The sequence below is a fragment of the Corynebacterium pseudokroppenstedtii genome, from assembly GCF_019754945.1.
Taxonomy (GTDB): Bacteria; Actinomycetota; Actinomycetes; order Mycobacteriales; family Mycobacteriaceae; genus Corynebacterium; species Corynebacterium pseudokroppenstedtii.
In genome coordinates, this window is record NZ_JAEUWU010000003.1 from 366,618 (window position 1) to 391,159 (window position 24,542).

Annotated in this window: 19 protein-coding genes; 15 read left to right on the top strand and 4 right to left on the bottom strand. The window is 56.7% G+C overall.

Translation table 11 applies throughout. The features are described 5' to 3' along the window. Positions 1-17: 17 nt before the first annotated feature. The 8 genes from pgeF (at position 18) to JMN36_RS06845 (ending at position 9,414) form a co-directional block, all read left to right on the top strand. Positions 18-719, top strand: coding sequence for a peptidoglycan editing factor PgeF (pgeF, locus tag JMN36_RS06810; protein ID WP_221924108.1), 702 nt, complete (start codon positions 18-20; stop codon positions 717-719). A 99-nt stretch (positions 720-818) separates the two neighbouring features. Then, positions 819-1,568 carry a YggS family pyridoxal phosphate-dependent enzyme gene (locus JMN36_RS06815; RefSeq protein WP_221924109.1) on the top strand — a complete coding sequence of 250 codons (750 nt, stop codon included), beginning with the start codon at positions 819-821 and terminating at the stop codon, positions 1,566-1,568. 28 nt (positions 1,569-1,596) lie between these two features. Beyond that, positions 1,597-2,121, top strand: coding sequence for a cell division protein SepF (locus JMN36_RS06820; RefSeq protein ID WP_221924074.1), 525 nt, complete (start codon positions 1,597-1,599; stop codon positions 2,119-2,121). A 58-nt stretch (positions 2,122-2,179) separates the two neighbouring features. Next, complete coding sequence (locus JMN36_RS06825) at positions 2,180-2,485, top strand: YggT family protein (RefSeq protein ID WP_046202993.1); 306 nt, start codon at positions 2,180-2,182, stop codon at positions 2,483-2,485. A gap of 343 nt (positions 2,486-2,828) precedes the next feature. After that, on the top strand, positions 2,829-3,881 hold the full coding sequence (locus JMN36_RS06830; protein ID WP_221924110.1) for a DivIVA domain-containing protein: 1,053 nt from the start codon (positions 2,829-2,831) through the stop codon (positions 3,879-3,881). A gap of 106 nt (positions 3,882-3,987) precedes the next feature. Next, positions 3,988-4,182, top strand: coding sequence for a hypothetical protein (locus JMN36_RS06835; RefSeq protein WP_221924075.1), 195 nt, complete (start codon positions 3,988-3,990; stop codon positions 4,180-4,182). 413 nt (positions 4,183-4,595) lie between these two features. Beyond that, a complete protein-coding gene (gene ileS, locus JMN36_RS06840; protein WP_221924111.1) occupies positions 4,596-7,838 on the top strand; it encodes an isoleucine--tRNA ligase in 3,243 nt (1,080 codons plus the stop codon). Between the two features lie 73 nt (positions 7,839-7,911). Then, the gene (locus JMN36_RS06845; RefSeq protein WP_221924076.1) at positions 7,912-9,414 is read left to right on the top strand and encodes a DNA polymerase IV; all 1,503 of its coding nucleotides are present in this window, start codon (positions 7,912-7,914) and stop codon (positions 9,412-9,414) included. On the opposite strand, the gene JMN36_RS06850 is transcribed toward JMN36_RS06845, so the two are convergent. Beyond that, positions 9,415-10,416, bottom strand: a complete 1,002-nt coding sequence (locus tag JMN36_RS06850) for an asparaginase (RefSeq protein WP_236881647.1) — start codon at positions 10,414-10,416, stop codon at positions 9,415-9,417. Positions 10,417-10,426: 10 nt separating this feature from the next. Next, a complete protein-coding gene (locus JMN36_RS06855) occupies positions 10,427-11,365 on the bottom strand; it encodes a DUF6263 family protein (protein WP_236881664.1) in 939 nt (312 codons plus the stop codon). 79 nt (positions 11,366-11,444) lie between these two features. On the opposite strand from JMN36_RS06855, the gene lspA reads away from it, so the two are divergent. Genes lspA through rarD form a run of 4 tightly spaced genes read left to right on the top strand, consistent with a single transcriptional unit; the run spans position 11,445 to position 14,894 of the window. Further along, a complete protein-coding gene (gene lspA, locus JMN36_RS06860; protein WP_204088335.1) occupies positions 11,445-11,921 on the top strand; it encodes a signal peptidase II in 477 nt (158 codons plus the stop codon). A gap of 19 nt (positions 11,922-11,940) precedes the next feature. Beyond that, positions 11,941-12,882 (top strand): RluA family pseudouridine synthase, encoded by a 942-nt coding sequence (locus JMN36_RS06865; RefSeq protein WP_204088336.1) that lies wholly within the window; start codon positions 11,941-11,943, stop codon positions 12,880-12,882. Continuing rightward, the gene (locus tag JMN36_RS06870; RefSeq protein WP_221924078.1) at positions 12,875-13,984 is read left to right on the top strand and encodes a hypothetical protein; all 1,110 of its coding nucleotides are present in this window, start codon (positions 12,875-12,877) and stop codon (positions 13,982-13,984) included. Before JMN36_RS06865 ends, JMN36_RS06870 begins: the two co-directional genes overlap by 8 nt. Positions 13,985-14,015: 31 nt before the next feature. Beyond that, entirely contained in the window at positions 14,016-14,894 is an 879-nt protein-coding gene (gene rarD / locus JMN36_RS06875; RefSeq protein ID WP_204088338.1) for an EamA family transporter RarD, read from the top strand. Between the two features lie 38 nt (positions 14,895-14,932). Here the strand turns inward: rarD and JMN36_RS06880 are convergent, their stop codons facing one another. Continuing rightward, a complete protein-coding gene (locus JMN36_RS06880) occupies positions 14,933-16,429 on the bottom strand; it encodes a type III PLP-dependent enzyme domain-containing protein (RefSeq protein ID WP_239091387.1) in 1,497 nt (498 codons plus the stop codon). 301 nt (positions 16,430-16,730) lie between these two features. On the opposite strand from JMN36_RS06880, the gene dnaE reads away from it, so the two are divergent. Further along, positions 16,731-20,309: a DNA polymerase III subunit alpha gene (dnaE, locus tag JMN36_RS06885; protein WP_221924079.1), complete on the top strand. Its 3,579-nt coding sequence runs from the start codon at positions 16,731-16,733 to the stop codon at positions 20,307-20,309. A 108-nt stretch (positions 20,310-20,417) separates the two neighbouring features. Here dnaE and treZ read toward each other — a convergent pair whose 3' ends face one another. Then, positions 20,418-22,601 carry a malto-oligosyltrehalose trehalohydrolase gene (treZ, locus tag JMN36_RS06890; RefSeq protein ID WP_204088340.1) on the bottom strand — a complete coding sequence of 728 codons (2,184 nt, stop codon included), beginning with the start codon at positions 22,599-22,601 and terminating at the stop codon, positions 20,418-20,420. A gap of 77 nt (positions 22,602-22,678) precedes the next feature. On the opposite strand from treZ, the gene JMN36_RS06895 reads away from it, so the two are divergent. Next, complete coding sequence (locus JMN36_RS06895) at positions 22,679-23,440, top strand: IMPACT family protein (protein ID WP_204088341.1); 762 nt, start codon at positions 22,679-22,681, stop codon at positions 23,438-23,440. Positions 23,441-23,446: 6 nt separating this feature from the next. Continuing rightward, positions 23,447-24,532, top strand: coding sequence for an ABC transporter substrate-binding protein (locus tag JMN36_RS06900; RefSeq protein ID WP_204088342.1), 1,086 nt, complete (start codon positions 23,447-23,449; stop codon positions 24,530-24,532). Positions 24,533-24,542 lie beyond the last annotated feature (10 nt).

The window sequence follows — 24,542 nt, forward strand, 5'->3', positions numbered from 1 at the left end:
GTCGCGTTCGCAAAGTCATGACTACGCGAGCCGGCGGGGTTTCCCGTGCGCCCTATGAATCATTCAATCTCGGCGATCACGTCGGCGATGACCCAGCTGCCGTCGCCGAGAACCGCAAACACTTTGCTCAGGTTCTGGGTCTTCCCATGGATCGTGTTCTCTACATGGAACAGATTCATTCCCCGACGGTCACCGTCGTTAATAGTTCGATGACAAGCCCAATCGAGGCAACGGACGCGATGGTCACGACTGAACGTGACTTAGCCTTGGTCGTGCTCACTGCGGACTGTGTGCCGTTGCTCCTCTCCGACGACGTGTCCGGCATTGTTGCCGCTGTTCACGCGGGTCGATTGGGCGCGCGCAACGGGATCGTCAAAGCGACGGTGGAAACGATGATCCGCTGCGGGGCCAAGCCGGCACACATGCACGCACTGATGGGCGCGGCCGCGTCGGGAGAGCGATACGAAGTGCCCACTGATATGGTCCGTGATGTAGAGCAGCACCTGCCCGGGTCATCGAGCACCACGGAATGGGGAACTCCGAGCCTCGATTTACGACGAGGGCTGGTTCGTCAATTGATGAGCATGGGTGTGACGGCGATTGATGCGGATCCCCGGTGCACGATTAGCGAGGACGCAACGTTCTTCTCGTATAGGCGTGAGGGTACGACAGGTAGGCAGGCGGCTGCAGTGTGGATGCCGTCGGAGGCGTGGACATAAGATCGCGTCGCCGTCGCTGACAAGCGCCCAAGTGACCGACCAGTAAAGAGTTCTCTGGCAGGCAAATAATGTGAGTAGCTGGAAAGGAATGGGCTAGTGATGGCTACCTACGAGGAGCGAAAAGCGGAGTTGTCGTCCCGCCTTGACGAGGTATCCCGTCGCATTGCACGCGCAGCTGAGTCAGCGGGGCGAGATCCTAAAGATATCGAGTTACTGCCGGTCACAAAGTTTCACCCCTACGAGGACCTCCAGGCGTTAGCGGACTGTGGGGTCATCGTGGTGGGTGAAAACCGCGAGCAGGAAGCGCGTGATAAAGCCCACCGGCTCGGCGAAAATGGGGTGGGTCTTTATATCGACATGATCGGTCAGGTGCAGTCGAAGAAGACCAATCACATTGCACGGTGGGCTCACCGGGTTCACACTGTTGATCGCCTCAAAATTGTTCATGGGCTCGATAACGGAATGAAGCGCGCTTTGGACGCGGGAGATCGTGTAAGCACACAGCATGAGAACGCCGATCAGCTCCCAGTTTTCCTTCAATGGAGCGCCGACGGTGATCCGTCGCGAGGGGGAGCGAAGGAAGATGATCTCGATTCTCTCGCCGACGCTGTGAATTCGTCGCACTATCTCACCCTCGAGGGGCTGATGGTGGTGCCGCCGCGGGATGATGATTCAGCAGAGGTCTTTGCCCGCGCTGCTGAATTATCTGAGGCCATTCGTCAGAAGCACGGTGGTCGCGGGGGTTTGTCGGCCGGGATGTCGGGCGATCTGGAAAAAGCGATTGCGGCCGGATCAACAGTTGTGCGTGTCGGAACAGCTATTCTTGGCTCTAGGCCAGTAACTTTGTGAGCATATCAACGGAGGAAGGACCCTTACTATGGCCGGCTCAATGGATAAAGTAAAAGAATTCTTCGGCCTTCAGCCTGTAGAAGACTATAAACGCGATAGTTATTATGACGATGATTACGAGGACTACGACGATTACGACGATCGCCCCGTAGAGCGTGAGCGCCACGCCGACTCTTATTCCCGTGATTCCTATGGTTATCGCTCAGGGAGTAGCTACGGTGGATCCCGTTATTATTCCTCGTCGACGCCGGAATCCCGGGGTGCGACGACAGAGACGCCTCGTGAGCCCGAGATTGTGCGGATAACCCTGGCCTCGTTCCGGCAAGCCCGCCAAATTGGGGAAGCGTTCCGCAATGGCGACATCGTCGTTTACGACGTATCCGCGATGGAAAAGTCCCAGGCGCAGCGTGTGGCCGACTTCGCTGCAGGGATTCAGATTGCGCTCGACGCGCGGACCGAGAAACTTACTCCGCGCAAGTTTGCGCTGATTCCGAAAGGCGTCAGGCTGGATGACGAACAAAGAGAGCAGCTGAAAGAGCCCGACTCTCTCTAAGCCCCGTCCGTCCGGTACTCTGTACCGAAATTATTTGTTAATACGGTAAAGGACACGTGTGACTGCTCTTTCGCTCACTATCTATACGATCGCGCGGATTTACTCTTTCATCCTGATCGTCAGGATCGTCGTTGAAATGATCGCCAGTTTCTCCCGGTCTTGGCGGCCTCCGCGGTGGTTTGCGTTGGCCGCGGAGCCTTTCTTTGTTGTCACAGACCCGCCGGTCAAAGCTTTGAGAAAACTCATTCCTCCCCTCAACCTTGGGGGTGGCGTGGGCCTGGATTTATCAGTCCTCGTTCTGTTCTTCGCGCTGGAAGTTATTGCGATGATATTTCGACCGACTGGCGTGTTCGGCTTGTACTAATTCCGCGCGAGTGGCCCGCTTTTCGTGAAACTAGCGAAAAAATTGGGACACTTGATACGCTATATGCGCTATAGTGCGGTAGACTAACGACGTTAATCGAATATTTTGGGGTCGCAGTAGATAGCAACGGCTAATCGGTAGTAGCTACGAGCTGCTGAGGTTGCCGGGGCTGTTGTGATCAGAACATTTCTCGGCGATGTAACGTGTAAAGCGTTATCAATGAAGTTAAAGTAGATCTCACAACTGCGTTTCCAGAGACAGATAGAAACTCGGGATGGTATCCGAGTCCACCGCGTATGGTGGACGGCGGTTGGCGTTCCGTATGAAAGTGAAGGGAATTTCCATGCAGCTGACTCCCGCTGATGTGCATAATGTAGCGTTCAGCAAGCCGCCGATCGGCAAGCGTGGCTACAACGAGGATGAGGTTGACCAGTTCCTCGACCTTGTCGAAGACACTCTCAGTGAGCTGCTTGATGAAAACTCTGAACTCAAGAGTGCCGTAGAAAGCAATTCGACAGAGTCTCGTGATGCTGCTTCATCGTCTGCAGCATCGGCACCAAGTGCTGGGTCCTCGGTTGATGAGGCCGCTCTCCGTGCGGAGATTGAGAGCCAGGTCCGCAGTGAACTGGAACAGTCGCTCCGCCGAGACATTGAGCAGAAAGTTCGCCAGAACCTGGAAGCTGAGTACGAAGCACGTTTGGTTGAGGCTCGCAAGCAGGCTGAGGCAGATGCTCGTGCTCGCTTCGAGTCTGAGAAGCAAAGCCAGCCGCAACAGCCCGCGCAGGCTGTGTCGTCGGTTTCCGATACCGACAGCGAGACCGGCGAGGCCACCGCAGAGACTCATATGCAGGCAGCTCGCGTCCTGAGCTTGGCTCAGGAGATGGCGGATCGTCTCACCAACGACGCCCGTCAGGAATCTCAGTCCATGCTGGATGAGGCTCGTACTGCAGCCAACAAGACCATTTCCGACGCTGACGAGTCCTCGAAGCGCACGCTGGCCGATGCGGAATCCCGTTCCACCAGCCAGCTCAATGACGCTAAGCAGAAGTCGGACTCCATGATCGCCGAGGCTCGCCAGAAGTCCGAGGCTATGGTGGCAGATGCTAAGCAGAAGTCGGAGACGATGATTTCCGACGCCACCGCACAGTCGGAGGCTCAGGTCCGGTCGGCTCAGGAGAAGGCAGATCAGCTGCGTAGCGACGCCGAGCGTAAGCACGCGGAGATCATGACCACCGTGAAGAAGCAGCAGGAAGCTCTGGAGGCTCGTATCGAAGAGCTCCGCACCTTCGAGCGCGAATACCGTACCCGCCTGAAGACCTTCCTCGAATCCCAGTTGGAGGATTTGAACTCACGTGGTTCTGCGGCACCCGCCGGCCAGCTCGAGTCCAATGACTAGGTAATTCCCGTTCTTTCGTCGACCCACTGCGGGCTACTTTCCCGCGGTGGGTTAATTTTTGTCTTATTTGGATTTGCTAGGCTGGTGACAAACAAAGGATGTGGTTATGACCGTATTAGCTCTGCTCCTAGCCGTTGTGGCTTTTGCCTTTCTCGTTCTTGCCCTGGTGTTGGCATCAAAAGCGTGGGCAATAGCCTGCATCGTGGTAGGAGCTATAGGAGTTCTTATCGTCATCATCGATATCATCGTTAAACGGAAAGAGCGCGCTGGGAAGAGCGGTAAATCCGCGAACGGGGAATAACGAACGCGCGTTCCCGGTTGTAAATTTTTAGCATCATCGATAATCCCGTATAGTTTTGTTCGTCCGCTATGATCCGGCTATCTCCGGGGAGCGACTCGGAAGAACAGGTTCCAGAACTGCACTGTGGCGTCGATGCCCGTAAGAGTGTAGATGTGGTACCCCAGTAGAACCGAGCGGTTCGGCACCGTCAACGTCGTTAATGAGTGGGATATGGTTCGTGCTCCGTTCCTGTGGTGCGGAGCATCGTAAGAGCATATCCAATCAGGGTGGTACCGCGTGTGAGCGTCCCTGGCCGAGCAATGCTGAGCTCGATGAAGCGCGGTTCGCCTTCCACAGGTGCCCGTTCCATCGGCTCCGCTACGTCATTCGTTGTTATGACAGCCTAGATAAGAGGAGCCAGGGTGACCGATAACATGTCGACGTCGGAGACAAAATCTAATTCTCCCAGGAACCCGGAGGACGCGACTCCTGCGGGTGGCGCATACCCGCGTGTCGATCTCGCAGAGGGATCTACACGCTTTGCCGATATGGAACCAAAGGTGCTGGATTTTTGGAAGAAAGATCGCACCTTTGAAGAATCAATTAGCCAGCGCGATGGTGCCCCGGAGTACGTTTTCTACGATGGCCCTCCCTTCGCGAATGGGTTGCCCCACTACGGGCACTTGCTCACCGGGTACGTCAAGGACATCATCCCGCGGTATCAAACGATGCGCGGCAAGAAAGTTGCCCGCGTCTTTGGGTGGGACTGCCACGGTCTCCCCGCCGAGCTTGAGGCAGAAAAGCAACTAGGCATCAAGGACAAGGGCGAAATCGAGTCGATGGGGCTCGAGGCCTTTAATGACTACTGCGCGAAGTCTGTCCTTCGGTACACCGAGGAATGGAAGGCGTACGTCACCCGGCAGGCTCGGTGGGTCGATTTCGAGCATGGCTACAAAACCATGAACCTCGACTTCATGGAGTCTGTGATGTGGGCCTTCAAGACTCTCTACGATAAAGGGCTCATCTATCAGGGGTTCCGTGTCCTACCGTATTCGTGGGCAGAGCACACGCCACTGTCGAACCAGGAGACTCGTCTCGACGATTCGTACAAGTTGCGACAGGATCCCACAGTTACGGTGACATTCCCGATCACCGGGGTGAAAGAGGGGACTAGTGCCGACGACAGTCTGGTCGGCGCCTTGGCCTTTGCCTGGACGACGACGCCGTGGACGCTGCCGTCGAACTTGGCGTTGGCTGTTAATCCGAATGTGACCTATGTCGAGGTTGAGGTGGGCAGCACCGGGCTTGACGAGTTCAAAGGTCAACGCGTTCTGCTAGCCGAAGACCTCGTCGGCGCCTACAAGAAAGAACTGGGTAAGGACTATAAGGTCCTCTCCACTCACCCGGGGAGTGACCTCGTCGGCCTGACCTATGAGCCGATCTTTGATTACTTCAAAGATAATCCGAATTCGTTCCAGATCCTCCCGGCGGATTACGTCACGACGGAAGATGGTACGGGTATCGTTCACCAGGCTCCGGCTTTTGGTGAAGACGATATGAACACGACGAACCAGTTTGATATCCCGCTGGTTATCCCCGTAGATGCTGACGGGAAGTTCACGTCTGAGGTTCCGGATTATGAAGGCCAACTGGTCTTTGATGCGAACAAGCAGATCATCAAGGACTTAAAGAAGGCCAAGCGTATCGTGCGCCACCAGACGATCGAGCACTCGTATCCGCACTCATGGCGGTCGGGCCAGCCACTGATCTACATGGCGTTACCGTCGTGGTTTGTGTCGGTGACGAAGTTCCGCGACCGCATGGTCGAGCTCAACCACGACAAAGTTGAGTGGCTCCCAGAGCATATTCGCGACGGGCAATTCGGCAAATGGCTCGAAGGTGCCCGGGATTGGAACATCTCCCGAAACCGGTACTGGGGATCGCCCATTCCCGTTTGGGTCTCGGATAACCCGGAGTATCCGCGTGTCGACGTCTACGGTTCACTTGACGAACTCGAGCGAGATTTCGGGACACGCCCCGAGTCGCTGCACCGCCCTTACATCGACGAGCTGACTCGCCCCAACCCGGACGATCCGACGGGCAAGTCGACGATGCACCGTGTGCCAGAAGTTCTCGACTGCTGGTTTGAGTCGGGGTCGATGCCCTTCGCCCAGGTTCATTACCCCTTTGAGAACCAGGAATGGTTTGCAAAGCATGCTCCGGCGGATTTTGTAGTGGAGTACTCCGGCCAAACACGCGGATGGTTTTATAACATGCATGTTTTAGCAACCGCACTGTTTGATCGGCCAGCGTTCAAACGCGTCGTCGCTCACGGAATTGTGTTGGGTAATGACGGCTTGAAAATGTCGAAATCGAAGGGCAACTATCCCAACGTCAACGAAGTGTTCGACCGTGATGGATCGGATGCGATGCGCTGGTTCTTAATGACGTCGCCGATTCTTCGCGGTGGAAACCTGATCGTCACTGAGGAAGGCATTCGTGAGGGTGTGCGCCAGGCGATGCTTCCGATGTGGAATGCGTATTCATTCCTTGCTCTGTATGCGTCGAAACCGGCAGAGTGGTCGACGTCGTCGTCGAATGTTTTGGACCGTTATATCCTCGCTAAATTGCATGACACTATCGACGAGGTCACGCAGGCTTTAGACGATACTGATGTTGCGCGTGCGACGGATGGAGTGCGTTGGTTCTGTGACGCTCTGACGAACTGGTATGTGCGCCGTTCGCGCGACCGTTTCTGGGCTGGAGATACCGTCAAGCCGGAAGCCTTTAATACTCTATATACGGTTCTTGAAACGTTGACTCGTGTGACTGCGCCACTCTTGCCGATGCTCTCGGAGGTGCTGTGGCGTGCCCTGACTGGTGGGCGTTCGGTGCATCTGGTTGATTGGCCTTCGTCGGATGTAATCCCATCAGATCCTGACCTGGTCAAGGCGATGGATGGTGTGCGGTCCGCGTGCTCGGCGGCCTCGTCGTTGCGGAAGGCTCATCACTTGCGTAACCGGTTGCCACTGCTGTCGGTGACTGTTGCGATGCCTCATTCGTCGTCCTTGGAGCCGTTTGCGGACATCATCCGCGATGAAGTCAATGTCAAGGATGTCATCTTGACCGACGACGTTAATTCCGTGGGTCGATTTGAAGCGGTTGTCAACGCTCGCGTTGCCGGCCCCCGCCTGGGCAAGGATGTCCAGAAGGCGATTAAGGCAGTGAAGGCGGGTGACTACACCGTTGACGGAGACGTTCTTCGTGCCGACGGTATTGAGCTCAAGCCCGAGGAATTCACGCGTCGTCTTGTTGCGGTGAACCCAGACACGACTGCTGAAATCGAAGGAACCGAGGGGCTGGTGGTCATCGACACCACGATGACGCCGGAACTCGAAGTCGAAGGCTGGGCGGCCGACCGGATCCGCGGAATTCAGGAGGCGCGCAAACAGGCAGGGTTGAACGTTTCTGACCGCATCGCGTTGACGATGTACGTCCCCGACGACAAGGTCGATATGGTGAAGTCCCAGAAGGACACCATCGCCTCTGAAGTGTTGGCGACCTCGGTCGAGATCAAGGCCGCATCGGAGGCCCCGTCCGAGGCCACGGATCTGTCGGATGGCTGCTTTGCCTCGGTGGCGGTTGATCTTCGACGCGACGACTCCGACGAGTCATAACGGCGACGAGTCATAAGAGCGCTCTCCCACCAGGCAAGTGGCTTTAGTCTGAAAGGATGACATCTGTAGAGATATGGCGAACACCACGCACGACGATGCCAGCCAGCATCGGTGGGTTCTCCATATCGACATGGATGCTTTCTTCGCCTCGTGTGAGCAATTAACTCGGCCGACCCTGCGTGGCCGCCCGGTTTTGGTCGGCGGAGTGTCCGGTCGCGGTGTCGTCGCCGGAGCCTCCTATGAGGCCCGCGTGTTCGGTGTCCATTCGGCGATGCCCATGATGCGTGCCCGTCGCTTAGTCGGGTACTCCGGGATCACCGTGAGGCCGCGTTTTGATGTGTATAAAACCGCGTCTCGACGGGTCATGAAGATTCTTCGCGAAGAGGCCGGGCTGATTGAGCAGCTCAGTGTGGACGAAGCCTTCATGGAGCCAGACGAGCTGGGCGGCGCCACTCCCGATGAGGTCCGTCACTGGGCGGGGCATTTGAGGAAGCGCATTAGGGAGGAAACCGGGCTGCCGTCGTCGGTGGGAGCGGGAGCTGGGAAGCAGTTCGCCAAGATAGGGTCGGGTTTGGCCAAGCCCGATGGAACCTTTGTCATTCCCGTGCATGACCAGCACACAATTCTCGACCCGCTGCCGGTGCGAAAGCTGTGGGGAATTGGCCCGGTAGCCGAAGCTAAATTGGCCGACATCGGAGTGAGGACGATCGAGCAATTCGCCCGTATGTCCAGAACCGATGTGGAAATGACGTTGGGGAAAACGAATGGGCCAGCCTTGTGGTTGCTTGCTCAGGGGCATGATCCACGCCCTGTTGCGCCGCGGGCGGAAGCGAAGCAAGTGTCGTCGGAATCGACGTTCAGCGACGACGTCACCACCCTGGATGGGGTGGACGAGGGCATACGCGCGGCCTTGACGAAGGCCCACCGTCGCCTCATGAATGATGGCCGTGGGGCCCGCACGGTGACGGTCAAGCTTAAACGGGCCGATTTCGAGCAGCACACACGGTCAGAAACACTTCCTTTTTCGACGACGGATTGGGACGTGCTATACCGCGTGGCCAGCCGCCTCGCCGCCGATCCTGCTGTTTTTGGTGCTGTTCGCCTGGTTGGGGTGTCCCTCTCAGGGCTGGAATCTGCTCGCCAGGAAGCATTGTTCCCGGATCTCGATCCGTCACAGGGAGCAGACTATCGAGCCCTTACGGAGGCTGATAGTGATTTCGAAGCAGGAGTTGTCTCAGCGGCGAATACTCCGACGGCGTCCGTCGATAGTGACGAACTCGTGGATGCCTCGACGGAAGAGGACTCGGAGAAATCTGGGTTCGATGGTGCTCCGACGGATGCACCCCACACGGAAACATCTGTGTGGCCTGCGACGATCGATGTTTATCATCCTGAGTACGGCCATGGGTGGGTCCAAGGTTCGGGGCATGGAGTGGTGAGTGTTCGGTTCGAAACGCGCACGACGGGGAAAGGGCCGGTACGAAGCTTTCCAGTCGATACGCCGGAGCTCACTCGTGCAAATCCCATCGATAGCCTCGAGTGGGGCGATTGGCTAGGGCTAGCTGATGGTGAATGATTACACGTCAAATAACGTTTGCGGATGGACCTCAGCGTCAATGGCTGCAGCAAGGATAATTCGCGCTTGACCAGCATGAACGGACCCGGCACCGATAACGCCCTGCCGAGAGAGAGTCAGCCCGCCGCCGTCGCCACCGTATAGGGGATTGACGTTTCCTCGCGGGACACGGCTCGCCATCACGACAGGAATTCCCTGTTTCAGCGCGGATGTGATCGCCGTCGCTAAGGCGTCGCCGACATTTCCCGCGCCCATGCCCTCGATAACGAGTCCCTCGGTGCCGGCGTCGATAGCCGCGTTTAGCAGGCTTGCGTCGGCTCCAGGGTATGCCGGAATGATGTCGACACGATGTCCTGCGAATGTGACCTTGGGTAACGGGCGTGGCCGTGGTGGTTCGTCGGGTGCGTTGGTCGCAAAAGCAAGCGGATCGGATGTGTGCCATTTCACCGCTCCACGTGCGGGAATGACCGCATGTCCGAAGACGATCAGCACTCCAATGTCGCGAGCAGAATTATCTGTTGCGATGACGATTGATTCGAATAAGTTCCCGGGCCCGTCGGCCTCGGGGTGGTCGGCGGGTCGTTGTGCACCAGTGAAAATGACCGGACGGGAATCATTGTGAACAATATCTGCCGCGATAGCTGATTCCTCCATCGAGTCGGTTCCGTGCGTAACGACGACACCGGTGACCTCAGGGCCGCTGAGCGCCTCTTTAATAGCCGCATTGATAGTGTCGTAATCGTCGAATGTGATTGAGGAGCTGTCGAGCTGGGCGATGTCACGCGCTTCGACGATGACATTGCCCTCAAAGCGTTGAACTACCGGATCGACGATTTCCTGCGTCGACAACGTCGGCACTAGTGCCCCGGACGAGTCGTGGGTGCAGGAAATCGTGCCCCCGGTGCCGAGGACAACAATGCGTGGGGGTGTGGCAGAGGGCTGACCGGGCGTCTCCTGCGGTGACGCGGTCACGTCGTCGGGTGTGCTCGCTGAAACTGGCATGATGTGTAACCTACTTCCACGTCATCGCACGCTGGTTCTTTTGAATAATCGACGTCCCGCCCGCCGTTGAGTTTTTCTCGGGTGCGGGCGACTTGTCGTCAGACTGTCCGCTGGTGTCGCCGGCATAGGTCGTGATCGTCGTGGTGTCGATGGAGCCCTTGACCGGGATCGGCTTCGTCAGGTCAACGGTGACTGTGCCGACGTGGGTGCTGGTCGACGAGTCTTTGACATCCAGTGAGCCCTTCGTATCGGACGGCACATCAGGCGCTTCCGAGAGGGAGAGGGACGTGGTACTTGGGCGTTGTTGAACGCTGGCCTCGAGTTCGACGGTATTGCCGTTATGGTTCTTCAGTGTGTAGGTAATCGTCTTCACTGCAGGTGAAGGGTCGTTTACTTTAATCCGGACGTCCCATTGAGCCCCGATGCCCACCGGATCAGTGGGGAACACGACGGGGGTAGAGAGGTATTGTGTGAGCGCGCGTTCAATGGAGGCGCGCGCGGTTTCCGTCGCCTTCTCAGGGGCAGTGAAGGTTGCTTCAGACTTAATGCCGCTGGGGGAATTATTCGTCTTCAGTGTGAACCCTTGGGCGGTCGCAATATCGGAATTGAGCTTGTCGTTAGACCCAGTCGGTTTTCCGAGTGTGATGGTGTCCCGTTTCGCGGTGTAGGGCAGCGTCATCGTCGTGGACGTCACGTCCGGCACCTTGTCGGCATTGGTTTCCTGCCCGAATCCTTGTGTCACGTCCATCGTTCCGTGCTGGTCAGAGTCACTGAGGTCATATGTGAGCTTCGACTGCGGTTGTTCCCCGGGCTTTGTCACAGTAACGACGGTTGCCTCCAGGTTCACGGTGGCGGAATTCTGTTTTTTAGCGTCGTTACTATCTGAGCCACAACCTGTCGCGAATAAGAGGAGTATGGCACTTCCAGCGGCAGCGATTCGACGGAGCATGACATTCACGTCGTCAATTTTACCGACGACCCTGGACATGACGTAGCGGCATGGGGTGATAGGGCGACACTCCGTTACTATGGTCTGCGTGAATCGATGGATTGTCCTGGGCATCGTGACGGCGGTGGCGATTGTTGATCAACTGGTGAAATCGCTCCTTGTGGCGGTTCTTACACCCGGACACGCGTATACGATCATTCCGGGTTTTCGTCTGTACCTCATCCGTAATTCGGGGGCAGCCTTTAGTATGGGCAGCAGTGCAACGATCGTGTTCACCGTGATCCAGGTCCTCGCCGTCATCGCCGTGCTGGTGTGGGCCCCACGCATGAAGGCGAGGTGGGAAACGTTAGCCTTCGGTCTGATCGGTGGCGGTGCGCTGGGTAATCTTCTGGATCGCCTTTTTCGGAGTCCCGGTTTCGGCGTCGGGCACGTGGTGGACTTCATTTCGGTGGGTCGTTTCGCAATTTTCAATCTGGCAGATTCGGCGATCACCATTGGCGTGGTGCTTTATATTGCTGGGGTTCTCTTCGGTGGTAGACAGAGGGAAGCGCAATAATAGGTAGGTGAGTGAAATAATGCGTGATTCTCGGCGCATGCCTGTTCCCGTGGGGCTTGACGGTCTCCGCGTCGATTCGGGCTTGTCAAAGTTACTCGGCCTATCTCGCACGGTTGTTGCCGATCTCGCATCATCGGGAGACATTCTTATCGACGGTGTTCCTGCTTCTAAATCCGATCGCTTGACGACGGATTCGTGGTTGGATGTCACTCTGCCGGAGTCGCGATCGATCGCAGATGAGCCTGCCCGTGAGGTTGAGGGCATGGACATTCTGTACAGCGATAGCGACGTCATCGTCGTTGATAAGCCGGTAGGGGTGGCTGCTCATCCGACGATGGGGTGGGATGGCCCGACCGTGACCTCAGGACTGCGTGCCGCTGGATTTCGCGTGTCGACATCGGGGCCGCCGGAGAGGCAAGGCATTGTCCAGCGCCTCGATGTGGGCACGTCCGGAGTCATGATTGTTGCGGCGTCGGAGCGGGCATATTCGCTGCTCAAGCAGTCGTTTCGGGATCGCACCGTCGATAAGACGTACCACGCCCTGGTCCAAGGACATCCAGACCCGACGGTGGGCACGATTGATGCGCCTATCGCTCGGCATCCTGGTGCAGGGTGGAAGTTTGCCGTCCGTTCGGACGGCAAACGAGCGGTAACGCATTATTCGACCATGGAGGCTTTTCGGGAAGCGACGTTGGTGTCGGTTCATCTCGAAACGGGGCGGACGCATCAGATCCGCGTCCACTTCTCTGCGCTGCATCACCCGTGTTGCGGTGACCCGATGTATGGGTCTGATCCGAAGTTGACTGAGCATTTGGGCCTGTCACGGCAGTGGCTCCATGCGGTTTCCTTAGGCTTTACCCACCCTGATGGCCATTACATGGTGGTGGAATCCCCGTATCCTGCGGATTTGGATCACGCTTTAACCACGCTCCGGCGTGATAACGGGATGCTTGATGGATAGCCACAACCGTCATAGCTATGACCCACGCAGTCACAACCGGCACCGCCGTGGATCCACATCGCGACGTTCTGGGTCGGGAGCATGGGTTCCAGGTGCGGGGCGTTCGCCGTCGCTTTCCTCGGTGAAGGCTGATGAGTGGGCTTCACCTAGCGCTTCTCCATCTGCGCAGCCGTCATCCGCGTCGTTTCAATCCGCGTCGCCTCCTTCGACGGCTCCTTCGTCGAATGTTTCTTCGTCATCTTCGTCGACCGCTTTTTCCTCGTCGACCAGCCGTATTAATTGGGGAGCTCAACGTCCCGGTTCCGTCACTAAAGACCCGTTATCTGAGGTCTCAGACCGGAGTCGGGATCAGACGTCGGAGGCCAGCCCTGCAAAGGCTGCTGGTGAGCGCAGCATGGGATGGAATATTGCTGCCCTAGTGGCAGTCGGCCTGTTGGTGACCGTTTTTATCATTATGATGGTCCGTCCGGATACCACCTCATCGACCATGGCGATCAATGGCGACACGCTTGGCCCCGAGGATGAAACCATGGCGCAGTATCAGCAGCGCTCGGATGCGACGCTGCAGTCTGAGACCGCTGAGAGTGACAAGGCGAATAACGGTTCGGATAGTACGGGGCACCAGACGTCATCCGGTCGGGGGGCGAAAGACAGTAAACACTGGGCGTTAGTGACCTTCAATCCGCCAACAACACCCGCGAAAGCCACGGAAGCCTTGGAAGGCAGCAATGTCAGAGCGGGGTCGGTGTTGGTAGGGCCGGGGGTGGTTTCCGGAATTCCCAATCCGACTCCCGGGTATCCGCTGGAGAAACTATTTTCTGACCAGGTGCAGTGGGCCAATGAGCTCGAAGACACGTCCAACGACGACGAGATCCCCGGTGTCATTGTGTATGGGACATTGGATCAGCTTCGGGCTATCCGGAAGAAGACGTTTGCTGTGGAAGCGCTGCCTTCCGATGCTGTGTGGGGGCGGATCGGAGTAAGAAATCCTACTATTGCGGGTGTTGAGGATTTTCCGAATGCAGCTCAAGATTCGACGACATCTCAGGATGATGTGAACCCCATTACTCTTCCTTCACCCACTGGTGACCGTCGTCTGTAAAGAGTCTTAGGTCTCCGCTACCATCATTCACGTGTTATGGGCCTGGGCATGTTACGTGTTGTGGGGACTGTTCCCCGCGTTCTTTCCTCTTCTCAAACCGGCGTCGCCTCTGGAAATCTTGGCGCACCGATTTGTATGGACCCTCGTTTTCATGCTCGCCATCGTGCTGTTCAGCGGACAGCTCAAGAAACTACTAAGGATTCCTTGGCGAGTATGGGTGACGGTGTTTGCCGCCGCGGTGCTCATCGCAGTGAACTGGGGGACCTACATTGTGGCGGTTAATTCGGACCACGTCGCCGATGCCGCGCTGGGCTATTTCATCAACCCTCTAGTCAGCGTTCTTCTCGGGGTATTTTTCTTGGCGGAACGGCTCCGTCCGCTGCAGTGGCTATCCGTCGGAATTGCCGTGGTAGCGGTCGCTGTTCTCACCGTTGACCTGGGGCATCCTCCCGTTATTTCGTTGGCCCTCGCATTCAGTTTTGGCTTCTATGGCTTGCTGAAAAAACGAGTTCCCCTGACTCCAATGATTTCTCTAACGTGTGAAACGTTATGTATTGCGCCAGTCGCGACCGTGTATTTGCTCATTCTGGGCCAGCAACACGACGGAACATTCACCACAGAGGGAATCAGCCACACCTTATTGCTGATGACAGCCGGGATCGTCACAGCCGTGCCCTTGCTGCTCTTTGGGTACGCGGCCCAGCAGATTTCACTGACATCCTTGGGAATGCTGCAGTATCTCACCCCCGTTTTGCAGATGCTGTGGGCCGTTTTCGTGACACAGGAATCGTTCAGCCTTGGCCGGTGGCTCGGTTTCATCATTATTTGGATTAGCGTCGGATTCTTCGTCACAGACTTGGCCTTGATGTCACGAAAACGGGTACATCGCGTGCGTGCCGCGTCGTCGTAATCGTCGCTGGTGGGGGCCTTCGGGTCAAGACCTTTTACCTAAAAAGCGAAACCTTCACCGCGATACGTCGTCCATGTATCGACGACTTCTCCGCCGGATACCACTAGAACCGAATTCGTCCATTCCATCGCCTCTCCGGCTTTGGCATGACGGAGCCAGACCTTATCGCCAAAGGCTAAACCATCGCTGGCGGGGCCGATTAGTGCAGTTTGGACTTCTCCGGCACCTTCTCGCGGAGCGAATTCCAGTTCTGTGGGGAAATCGATGACAGGAAGTTTGTCGTGGCTAGGGGTTCCCGACGCGACACGCCCTCCGCCAGCCACGACGATGATTCCTTTGCCGGGACGTCGGATAACGGGCAATACGAACCAGCAGGCCGGGTGGGGTTGGAAACTGCGAAAATGATCGAGTAAACCAGGGCCAATAAGCCCGGAACCGGCGGCAATTTCCGTCACAGCGCTTTCCGTTCCCGTCGACTCCAATGATCCGGTGCCGCCACCGTTGACGAACTCTAACTGATCAAGGCCCGCGGACATCAGGGCGAAATCGACGCCGTTGACGATTTCTTGTCGTCGGCTCGCAATTTCACCGCGGGACAGCGACTGCATAATTCGTCGCATCGTCGGCCGGACACCAGTTCCCGCGTCGCCTTCGTCGGAAATCTGGCTCTCGAAGGCAAGGATTCCGACGACCTTCATGTTCTTTCGTCCCCAGATTTCTTTGACGAAGGATTGCGCGTCGCGGATTCCATGAATGGGTGAGCGGAGTGCTCCGATTCGGAGCGAAAAGTCCTTGTCAATGGGCTGCGTTGTCCACAGTTTTGTCGCTTCTCCCGAAGAAAGCCCGGGAATGTACATGCCGCGCCCAATCACGAGGGCAGCATCGACATCTAAACAGATGCGGAGCTCATGGCGATTCTCGGGATCGGTCACCGAATCGAGAAAATTGAGGTGCTCGGGCGAATCCGCAGTTAGTGTGATGGCGCGTGCGAGCTGTTCGTCGTTAGCAATTTCGTGCAGGGCGTCTTTATCTGTGGTGGGGGTACCAACCAACACGTCGTCTGATACCCCGTCTTTTACCAGCCAAATGGCTTCTTGGAGAGAATAGGCCTGCACACCCGAAAACCCCGGTTGGGCAAGGGCTTCCTTGATGGCGTTCTTCATCCTGAGGGACTTGCTGCTCACACGTATCGGTGTGCCATTGGATCGCGTCACCATGTCCTTGGCATTGGCACGGAAAGCATCCAAATCCAGCACCGTGAGCGGAGCACTGTAGCGTGCAACGGCCTCGCGCACCTTTTGAGGAACACCATAGTTATGGTGATAGACCCCGCTCTGTGGAGCACTGGGGCGTAAACCATCTTTCATCGTCTCGACGATGACTCCGCCGCTTTTCCGCGCGCGCTCCGTGGCATCGTCTGCTGCAGAGAAGGCAGAGTTTAACCGGCGCTTTGCTGCGGTGAACGCGTTGGACAATCGCGTTGATGCCTCGTTATTCGATTGCGACGGGGGTGGTGTTGATTTCGGCGAGTTCATGACGCCCTGCTTTCGTTCGGGTTGCTTTCACGGGTCGATGGTGTACGTGTGTGCTCTACCGTCGGGAGCCTTCTGCAGACCGTGCGTTGGAAAGACGCTCACGGTGCAGTGACGGCTCTGTGACGGAAGCTGTGGAGTGATAGCAGTCACATTAACGGTTCTTGGAGTAGGGCGTGCGGTTTTTCTCGAAAAGACGGCAAATGCCCCAGAGAGAAGACCTATCGACGGGGGTGACCTCGCCACAAAAATGCCCTGACCTGGACACTCGACCACACTAGAAATGCCCCCTATGATCGCGAGCATGGCCAATTCTTCCTTTGTTCACCTGCATAACCACACTGAGTATTCAATGCTCGACGGAATGGCCAAGGTTGACCTGCTGGTGGACGAAGTAAAACGGCAGAACATGCCGGCAGTCGGAATGACCGACCACGGCAACATGTTCGGATCCGACGCTTTCTACCGCGCCATGACGGCGAACGACATCAAGCCCATTATCGGCGTCGAATGCTATATGGCCCCCGACTCCCGCTTTAATAAAAAGCGCGTTCGGTGGGGTGAAGCCCACCAGAAGCGTGACGACGTGTCGGCCTCGGGTGCTTACCTGCACCAAACGATGATCGCGGAGAATGCCACCGGACTGAAAAACCTCTTTTACCTGTCCTCGATGGCGTCGTATGAGGGGCAGCTTGGTAAATGGCCTCGCATGGATGCTGAGCTGATCGCAGAGCATTCCGAGGGAATCATCGCTACGACGGCGTGCCCGTCTGGTGAAGTTCAAACCCGCCTCCGGCTCGGGCAGTTCGACGAAGCGCTCAAAGCGGCCGCCAAATGGCAGGACATTTACGGGAAAGACAATTATTTCCTGGAGCTCATGGACCACGGTATCGAGATCGAGCAGCGGGTCCGTAATGAGTTATTAGAAATTGGCCGAAAGCTCAACATCCCTCCGCTGGTGACGAACGATTGCCACTACGTCACCAAGGACCAGGCCCGGTCACACGAAGTGATGCTGTGTGTGCAAACGGGTTCGACGATGAACGAACCCACCTTGGACCAAGGCGGTAACCGCTTTGCCTTTAACGGTGACGGCTACTACCTGAAATCGGCCCGGGAGATGCGAGATACGTGGGACGACATGGTCCCCGGTGGGTGCGATAACACCCTGCTTATCGCCGAGCGCGTCGGGGATTACAGCGAAATTTGGGAGCCCCACACCCACGATCGCATGCCGAAATACGACGTCCCAGAGGGCTACACGCCGACGTCGTGGCTCACCCACGAAGTTGAACAAGGCCTGAAAAAGCGCTTCGAGGGCCAGCCCGTTCCGCAGGAGTACACCGATCGGGCCAAGTACGAAATCGGTGTCATCGATTTCAAGGGCTACCCCAGCTACTTCCTCGTCGTGGCCGATCTGATCAAGCACGCGCGCCGGGTCGGTATTCGCGTGGGGCCCGGCCGTGGTTCAGCTGCAGGATCCTTGGTTGCGTACGCGTTGACTATTACGAATATCGATCCGCTCCAGCACGGATTGTTGTTCGAGCGATTCCTTAACCCTGAGCGCCCGTCGGCACCTGATATCGATATCGACTTCGACGATCGTCGCCGCGGTGAGATGATCCGCTATGCGGCAGATAACTGGGGTGAAGACAAGGTCGCTCAGGTTATTACCTTCGGCACGGTGAAGACGAAGCAAGCGTTGAAAGACTCTGCTCGCGCGCACTTCGGGCAACCGGGTTTCCAAATGGCGGAGCGGATTACGAAGGCCCTGCCGGCGCCCATCATGGCGAAGGACATTCCTTTGTCCGGCATCGTCGACCCTGAGCACCCCCGCTACAGCGAGGCCGCTGAGGTTCGCCAGCTCATCGAAACCGATCCCGATGTGAAGAAGATTTTCGACACGGCTCGGGGTCTCGAGGGCGTCGTCCGTCAGGCTGGTGTTCACGCCTGTGCCGTGATTATGGCGTCGGTGCCATTGCTCGACCACATCCCCATGTGGAAGCGCGCCCAAGACGGGGCGATCATCACCGGCTGGCCATACCCGGCGTGTGAGGCCATTGGCCTGTTGAAGATGGACTTCCTGGGGCTGCGAAACCTCACCGTTATCGGCGACTGCATTGAGAACATCAAAGAAAACAGAGGAGAGGACCTCGACCTTGAGGGCCTCTCTGTTGTCGACGAGCCGACGTATGAGTTGCTCTCGCGCGGCGATACTCTCGGCGTGTTCCAGCTGGATAGTGGTGGTATGCGTGAGCTGCTCAAACGCATGGGCCCAACCGAATTCTCGGATATTGTTGCGGCGTTGGCGCTCTACCGCCCAGGACCGATGGGTGAGGGTGCGCATTGGTCCTACGCCGACCGTAAGAACGGGCGTGAAAAGATCACCCCGATTCACCCTGAATTGGAGGAACCGCTTCGAGACATTCTGGCGGAGACCTACGGCCTGATTGTCTACCAGGAGCAGATCATGAAGATCTCGCAGAAGGTAGCCAATTATTCCGCGGGCCAAGCTGATAGCTTCCGAAAAGCGATGGGTAAGAAGAAGCCCGAGGTTCTGGCGAAAGAACGTGTCAGTTTCGAAGCCGGAATGAAAGAGAACGGCTATTCGGACGACGCTATTAATACCCTGTGGAAAGTGATTCTGCCGTTCGCCGGTTACGCCTTTAACAAGTCTCACGCCGCCGGTTACGGATTAGTGTCCTTCTGGACGGCATATTTGAAGGCGAATTACACAGCCGAGTACATGGCGGCTCTTTTGACATCCGTGTCAGATAAAAAAGATAAGTCTGCCATTTATCTTTCGGATTGCCGTCACTTGGGTATTGATGTGTTGTCTCCCGACGTTAATTCGTCGAAATACACGTTCCAGTCAGTGGGCAAGGATATTCGCTTTGGTCTGGGCGCTGTCCGCAATGTTGGTGAAGATGTCGTGGAGTCGATTGTTTCGACGCGCCGGGAGAAAGGTGCGTTTAAAGACTTCACTGACTATTTGAATAAGATCGACACTATTGCGTGTAACCGACGAGTGACCGAATCGTTAATCAAAGCCGGTGCATTCGATTCCATGGGGCACCCGCGTAAAGGGCTTTATTTGATCCATGAAGACGCGGTCGATTCCGTCATTTCGACCAAGAAAGCGGCGGACAAGGGGCAGTTCGATCTTTTCGCTGGTCTAGGTGGAGAAGCTGAGGAAGAAGATTCGGCCTTTTCCATTGAGGTTCCTGACCAGGAATGGGACCGTAAGCATAAGTTGGCTTTAGAGCGCGAAATGCTCGGGTTGTATGTCTCAGGACATCCGCTTGACGGGTATGAAGAGACATTAGCTGCTCAGACGGATACGCCACTGACCACCGTGTTGTCGGGTGAGCTGAAGGATAAACAGGACGTCGTTATTGGCGGAATTATCTCCGCCGTGGACCGTCGTTTCTCGAAGAAAGATGGCTCCCCATGGGCCATTGTCACTATTGAGGACCATAACGGCGCTTCCGTGGATATCCTCGTTTTCAATAAACTCTATGCATTAGTGGCACCACTCATTGTGGAAGACACGATTATTAAAGCTAAGGCGCATATTAAATACCGTGATGACCGCATGAGTGTCTTTTGCGACGACCTCACCCAAGCGGATTTGAGCCTCAACGGTGGTGGCAAAGGGAGTCCGCTGAAATTGAAGATGCGCACTGACCAATGCACCAAGGAGAATATTGCCCGGCTAAAGAAAGTTTTAGTCGAGAATAAGGGCGACTCCGATGTTTATTTGACCCTTGTCGACGGCGCCAACTCCACCATGATGGTTCTGGGCAATCACCTGCGGGTGGACCGTTCGAGTTCCCTGATGGGTGACCTTAAAGCCACGTTGGGCGCTGGTATCGTGGCCTAGCCGTTCCCACGGAACGGTAACTCCCTAGGTCGATAGTTTCTGTTTCGACCTAGGGAGTCTGACTATTCGCTCGTAGGCTGACCTATCGTATTGACCTATTCTGTCGGCCTACCGCGCAACAATGATCGTTTCCCAGGGGCCTAGCGTAACGCGGGGCTCATCGTCTTTACCAGTGCTTTTACCATTCGTCGACGGTTTCAGCGTGGTGGCCGTGTGTGTCGCTAACGACGCGTCTTCGCCTTCTGAACCGCCGAAGCGGAAGATGACAGTCCAGTCGTTAATGTCGCTGCCGTGGGGGAGCGGAACATCGGCTGGTTCGTCGGCAAGGTTGATGAAAGCAGATATAGCATTGTCGCCGTCGGTCTGGGCCGATGCAGTTTTACCTCCACCGGCGGGGACAGCCGTATTCGTGACCGGGGAGAACCTATCTACCCGGATCCACCTACCTCGTCCGGGTGATTCGTCGACAACCGGCGGGGTTGAAAGCGCACCCGAGGCATTGACGTCGGCTCCGTGAGCTGCCGCGGCAGGGTTGCCACTATCGTCATGCCACGACACTGAGATGGACGCGAAGTTACCTGAGCGAAGGAGAGGGAAATCTTCCCTCAGCGCGATGAGCTTCCGGTACGCATCATGAATGGCCTGATGAGAACCCTCGGTGAGCTCGTCCCAATCTAACCGTGCGGAATCAAATGTTGATTGCGCAGACGGATCAGGCACAGCATCGTCACTCCATCCCGCGCGTGCGAATTCGCGCTTGCGCCCCTCCTTGGTCAATTCATTCAGTTCATCGGATTCATGCGAAGCAAAGAACGGAAATGGCGTGGAGGCACCCCACTCTTCGCCTTCGAAGAGCATGGGCGTGTAGGGAGAAGTGAAAACAAGCGCGGCTTTCGCGACTTGCTGCTCCGGCGTGAGATTCATGCTCGGCCGGTCGCCGGCCGCGCGGTTGCCAGTCTGATCGTGAGTCGTCGTATATGTGACAAAGGACGACGCAGGTTGTGTCGCATGGTGGATCGGCCGACCATGCGTCCGGCCACGGAACTGCGAATAGCGGCCATCATGCCAGAAGGCCCTGGTCAGCGCCGTAGCAAGAACCTTAGGAGACCCGAAATCACCATAGTAGGCGTGGTGCTCACCGGAGACCGCCGAATGAATGGCGTGGTGGACATCATCACACCACTGGCCGGCCAACCCATAACCACCGGCGGCGACGGGGCTCACGATGCGCGGATCATTTTGGTCTGATTCCGCAATGAGCGTGCGGGGAATACCGGTACGGGCTGTCACGTCGCGTGCCACGTCGTTCATCTGCTCCAGGATCGGATGAGCACCCGGGTCGTTGAACGCGTGAACAGCGTCGAGCCGTAGGGCATCGATACGGAACTCGGTGAACCAGCGTCGGATCGCGTCCATGATCAGGCGCCGAACAGTGTCTGAATGATCACCGACGAGGTTGACCACCTCGCCCCACCCGGTTGAACCGCCTGAAGTGTAGGGCGCGAACGCGCCGCCATAATATCCGTCGGGGCCGAAATGGTTATAGACGACATCAAGGCACACGGCCATGCCATGCTGGTGGGCCTCATCAACCAGTTTCCGCAGACCGTCCGGCCCGCCGTACGACTCTTGGACAGCAAACCAATTGGTCCCGTCATAACCCCAGTTCCGCGTGCCTCCGAAGGGGGCAACAGGCATGAGCTCAATCGTCGTTACTCCCAAATCCTTGAGGTAGGGGAGCTTCCCGATGAGTCCATCGAATGTTCCTTCGGGAGTAAATGTTCCGACGTGAAGCTCGTAGAGGACGGATCCTTCCAAGGGGCGGCCACGCCACTGGGTGCAGGTGAATTCGTATGTCGGCTCCCATATTTCACTGAACCCGTGGACGCCGTCCGGCTGTCGCTCGGAGCATGGGTCAGGAAACGGCCCGACCCATTCAATAGCCTCGCTATTTTTGGTCGACGTTGTGTCGTCGCTGGCAGCGGGATCAGTGGTGATGGAGAAGGCGTACCGGTCACCGGGTTGTGCCGGAATATCGGAGATCCACCATTCCCCGGTGTGATGCAGGGTGTAGACCACCGTGTCGGCGTCACCGGTAATGTCGTCGGAGTCTGTAGAAGTCGACGCGGGAAGTGCCGACGAACTATGCTCGCGCGAGCTGGATCTATCCTGTTGTTCATGAGGACGCCGTACATGAACACGTGCGGCGGTGGCGTCGGGCGACCACAAACGGAAATAGCGTTCCGGGGACGTCGTGGTCTCTGTGGATTGGGCGGGCCTGGTGTGTTCCATATATCTAGGGTAGGGGATTTGCGCCGGGGAGAGCATGTCAGTTCTCAGCGAGCAGGCCAGCTTTACAATAAATCCTTATGAGCACCCAGCCGTTGTATGTCGTCCCGCGGGATTATCAGGACTACACCACTGAGCAGGAAATCAAACGGTCCCGTTTTATTTGCCATCTCCGGCGGGCCGATTCAGAGGACGATGCGCGCCAGCATGTTGCCGATATCCGCAAGGCATACCCCGATGCACGCCACCATTGCAGTGCGTTTATTACCGCGGCGTCGGATGAAGCTGATGACATGCCGGACAAGGTGAACGCGCCACTGATGCTCATTGAGCGTTCCTCCGACGACGGCGAACCTGCAGGAACCGCTGGCCAGCCGATGCTCAATGTCTTGCGCGAATCGGGAATGACCAACGTGTGTGCCGTCGTCGTCCGATATTTTGGTGGAACCAAACTGGGGGCGGGCGGCTTGGTTCGCGCGTACTCAGATTCTGTGGCGCAGACAGTATCTATCGCGCCGACATCGCGACGTCGTCGTGCTTTACGTATTACCTTTATTGTCTCTATTTCCGACGCAGGCCGCGTGGAATCTGCGCTCCGCAGCGATGACTGGTCAGTGGAACCCACTGTGTACGGGTCGGGTGCACCTGAGGACGCACGTCCACTGGATACCAGCGCAACGCAGCTCAACGAGGGTAGCGGGGGCAGTGGAAACATTGCGCAGATCAACGTCGTCGTCTCCCCGAGCGATGTCGACGCCGTGGTATCCGTAGTAGCCGCATTGACGCAAGGGGTTTTCAACACCTACGAGACCGGAATAACATGGAGAGAAACCTCCACCTAAGGTCTTATGCTCCCAGAAAGTGACGGTTCGGCTGTGAACGGGTCCGTATCTCAGAACCAGACAACTACAATCGGCGGCCGTGATGGGCGGCCCGATCGAGAGCCCGGGCGCCCGGGAATTAACCGACGTTCGTTCCTTCGCGCCGCAGGAGTCAGTGTCATTGTGGCAGCGGGGTGGGGTCTTGCCGCATGCTCATCAGATTCGTCAGGTGATTCCGCAGAGCAATCGTCGGGAGCCAACCAGAAAGGTTTGAATGGGAAAGACAGCCGGGTTGCCGCAGTAGGAATGGGGGATGGAGACACCCTTATCGCGTTGGGAATCATCCCCGTGATTACGACCTCGTACGGTGTTCAGCCGAAAGCCCTTAATAGTTGGACTAGCGAGGCTTTACAGTCGCGGAAGATTCATGACCTCCCTATCGTGTTGGATAGCACTCAAGAAGCGTTCTCAACGTCGGTGCTTGAGACGATTGCCCACAAAAATCCTTCTTTGATCGTGGCGATTAATACGGCAGTGGATAAAGAAGCGCATCAGCGTCTCTCTGCCATCGCACCCATAGCGACGCATTCCGACAAGTATCAGGACTATGAAATTCCCTGGGATGAACAGATCAAAGAAGTATGCAAAGCAGTTGATAGGGAAGGGGACGCGAGCAAGCTGATTGACGGCGTCAAGGAGTCCTTCAAGAAATACCGGGACAAGCACACCGACATCCAGAATAAAAAGGCTGCCATCGTCATGCCCTACGATGGCAAAGTCGCCGTCTATGACGATTCGGCCGGACGGGGGCAATTCATAACGAACATGGGCTACACCATCCCTCAATCGGTGCAGGGGGACGGTTCTGGCGGTCAGAGTTCGGCGTTCTACCACGAAATATCAGCCGAAAACTATGACATCTTTCGAGGTCTCGACAAACTTTTCGTCATTGATTATGCAGGCAAAAGCGAGGCATTTCTCCATGACCCTGTGTTCAGCTCACTCGACGTAGCACAGGAAGGTCGCACTCAAGTTCTTCAGGAGGAACTCGGAACAGCCATGAGCATGCCAAACCCCCTGTCCGTCCCCTGGGCACTATCAAAAATCGAGTGACCATTTCTTC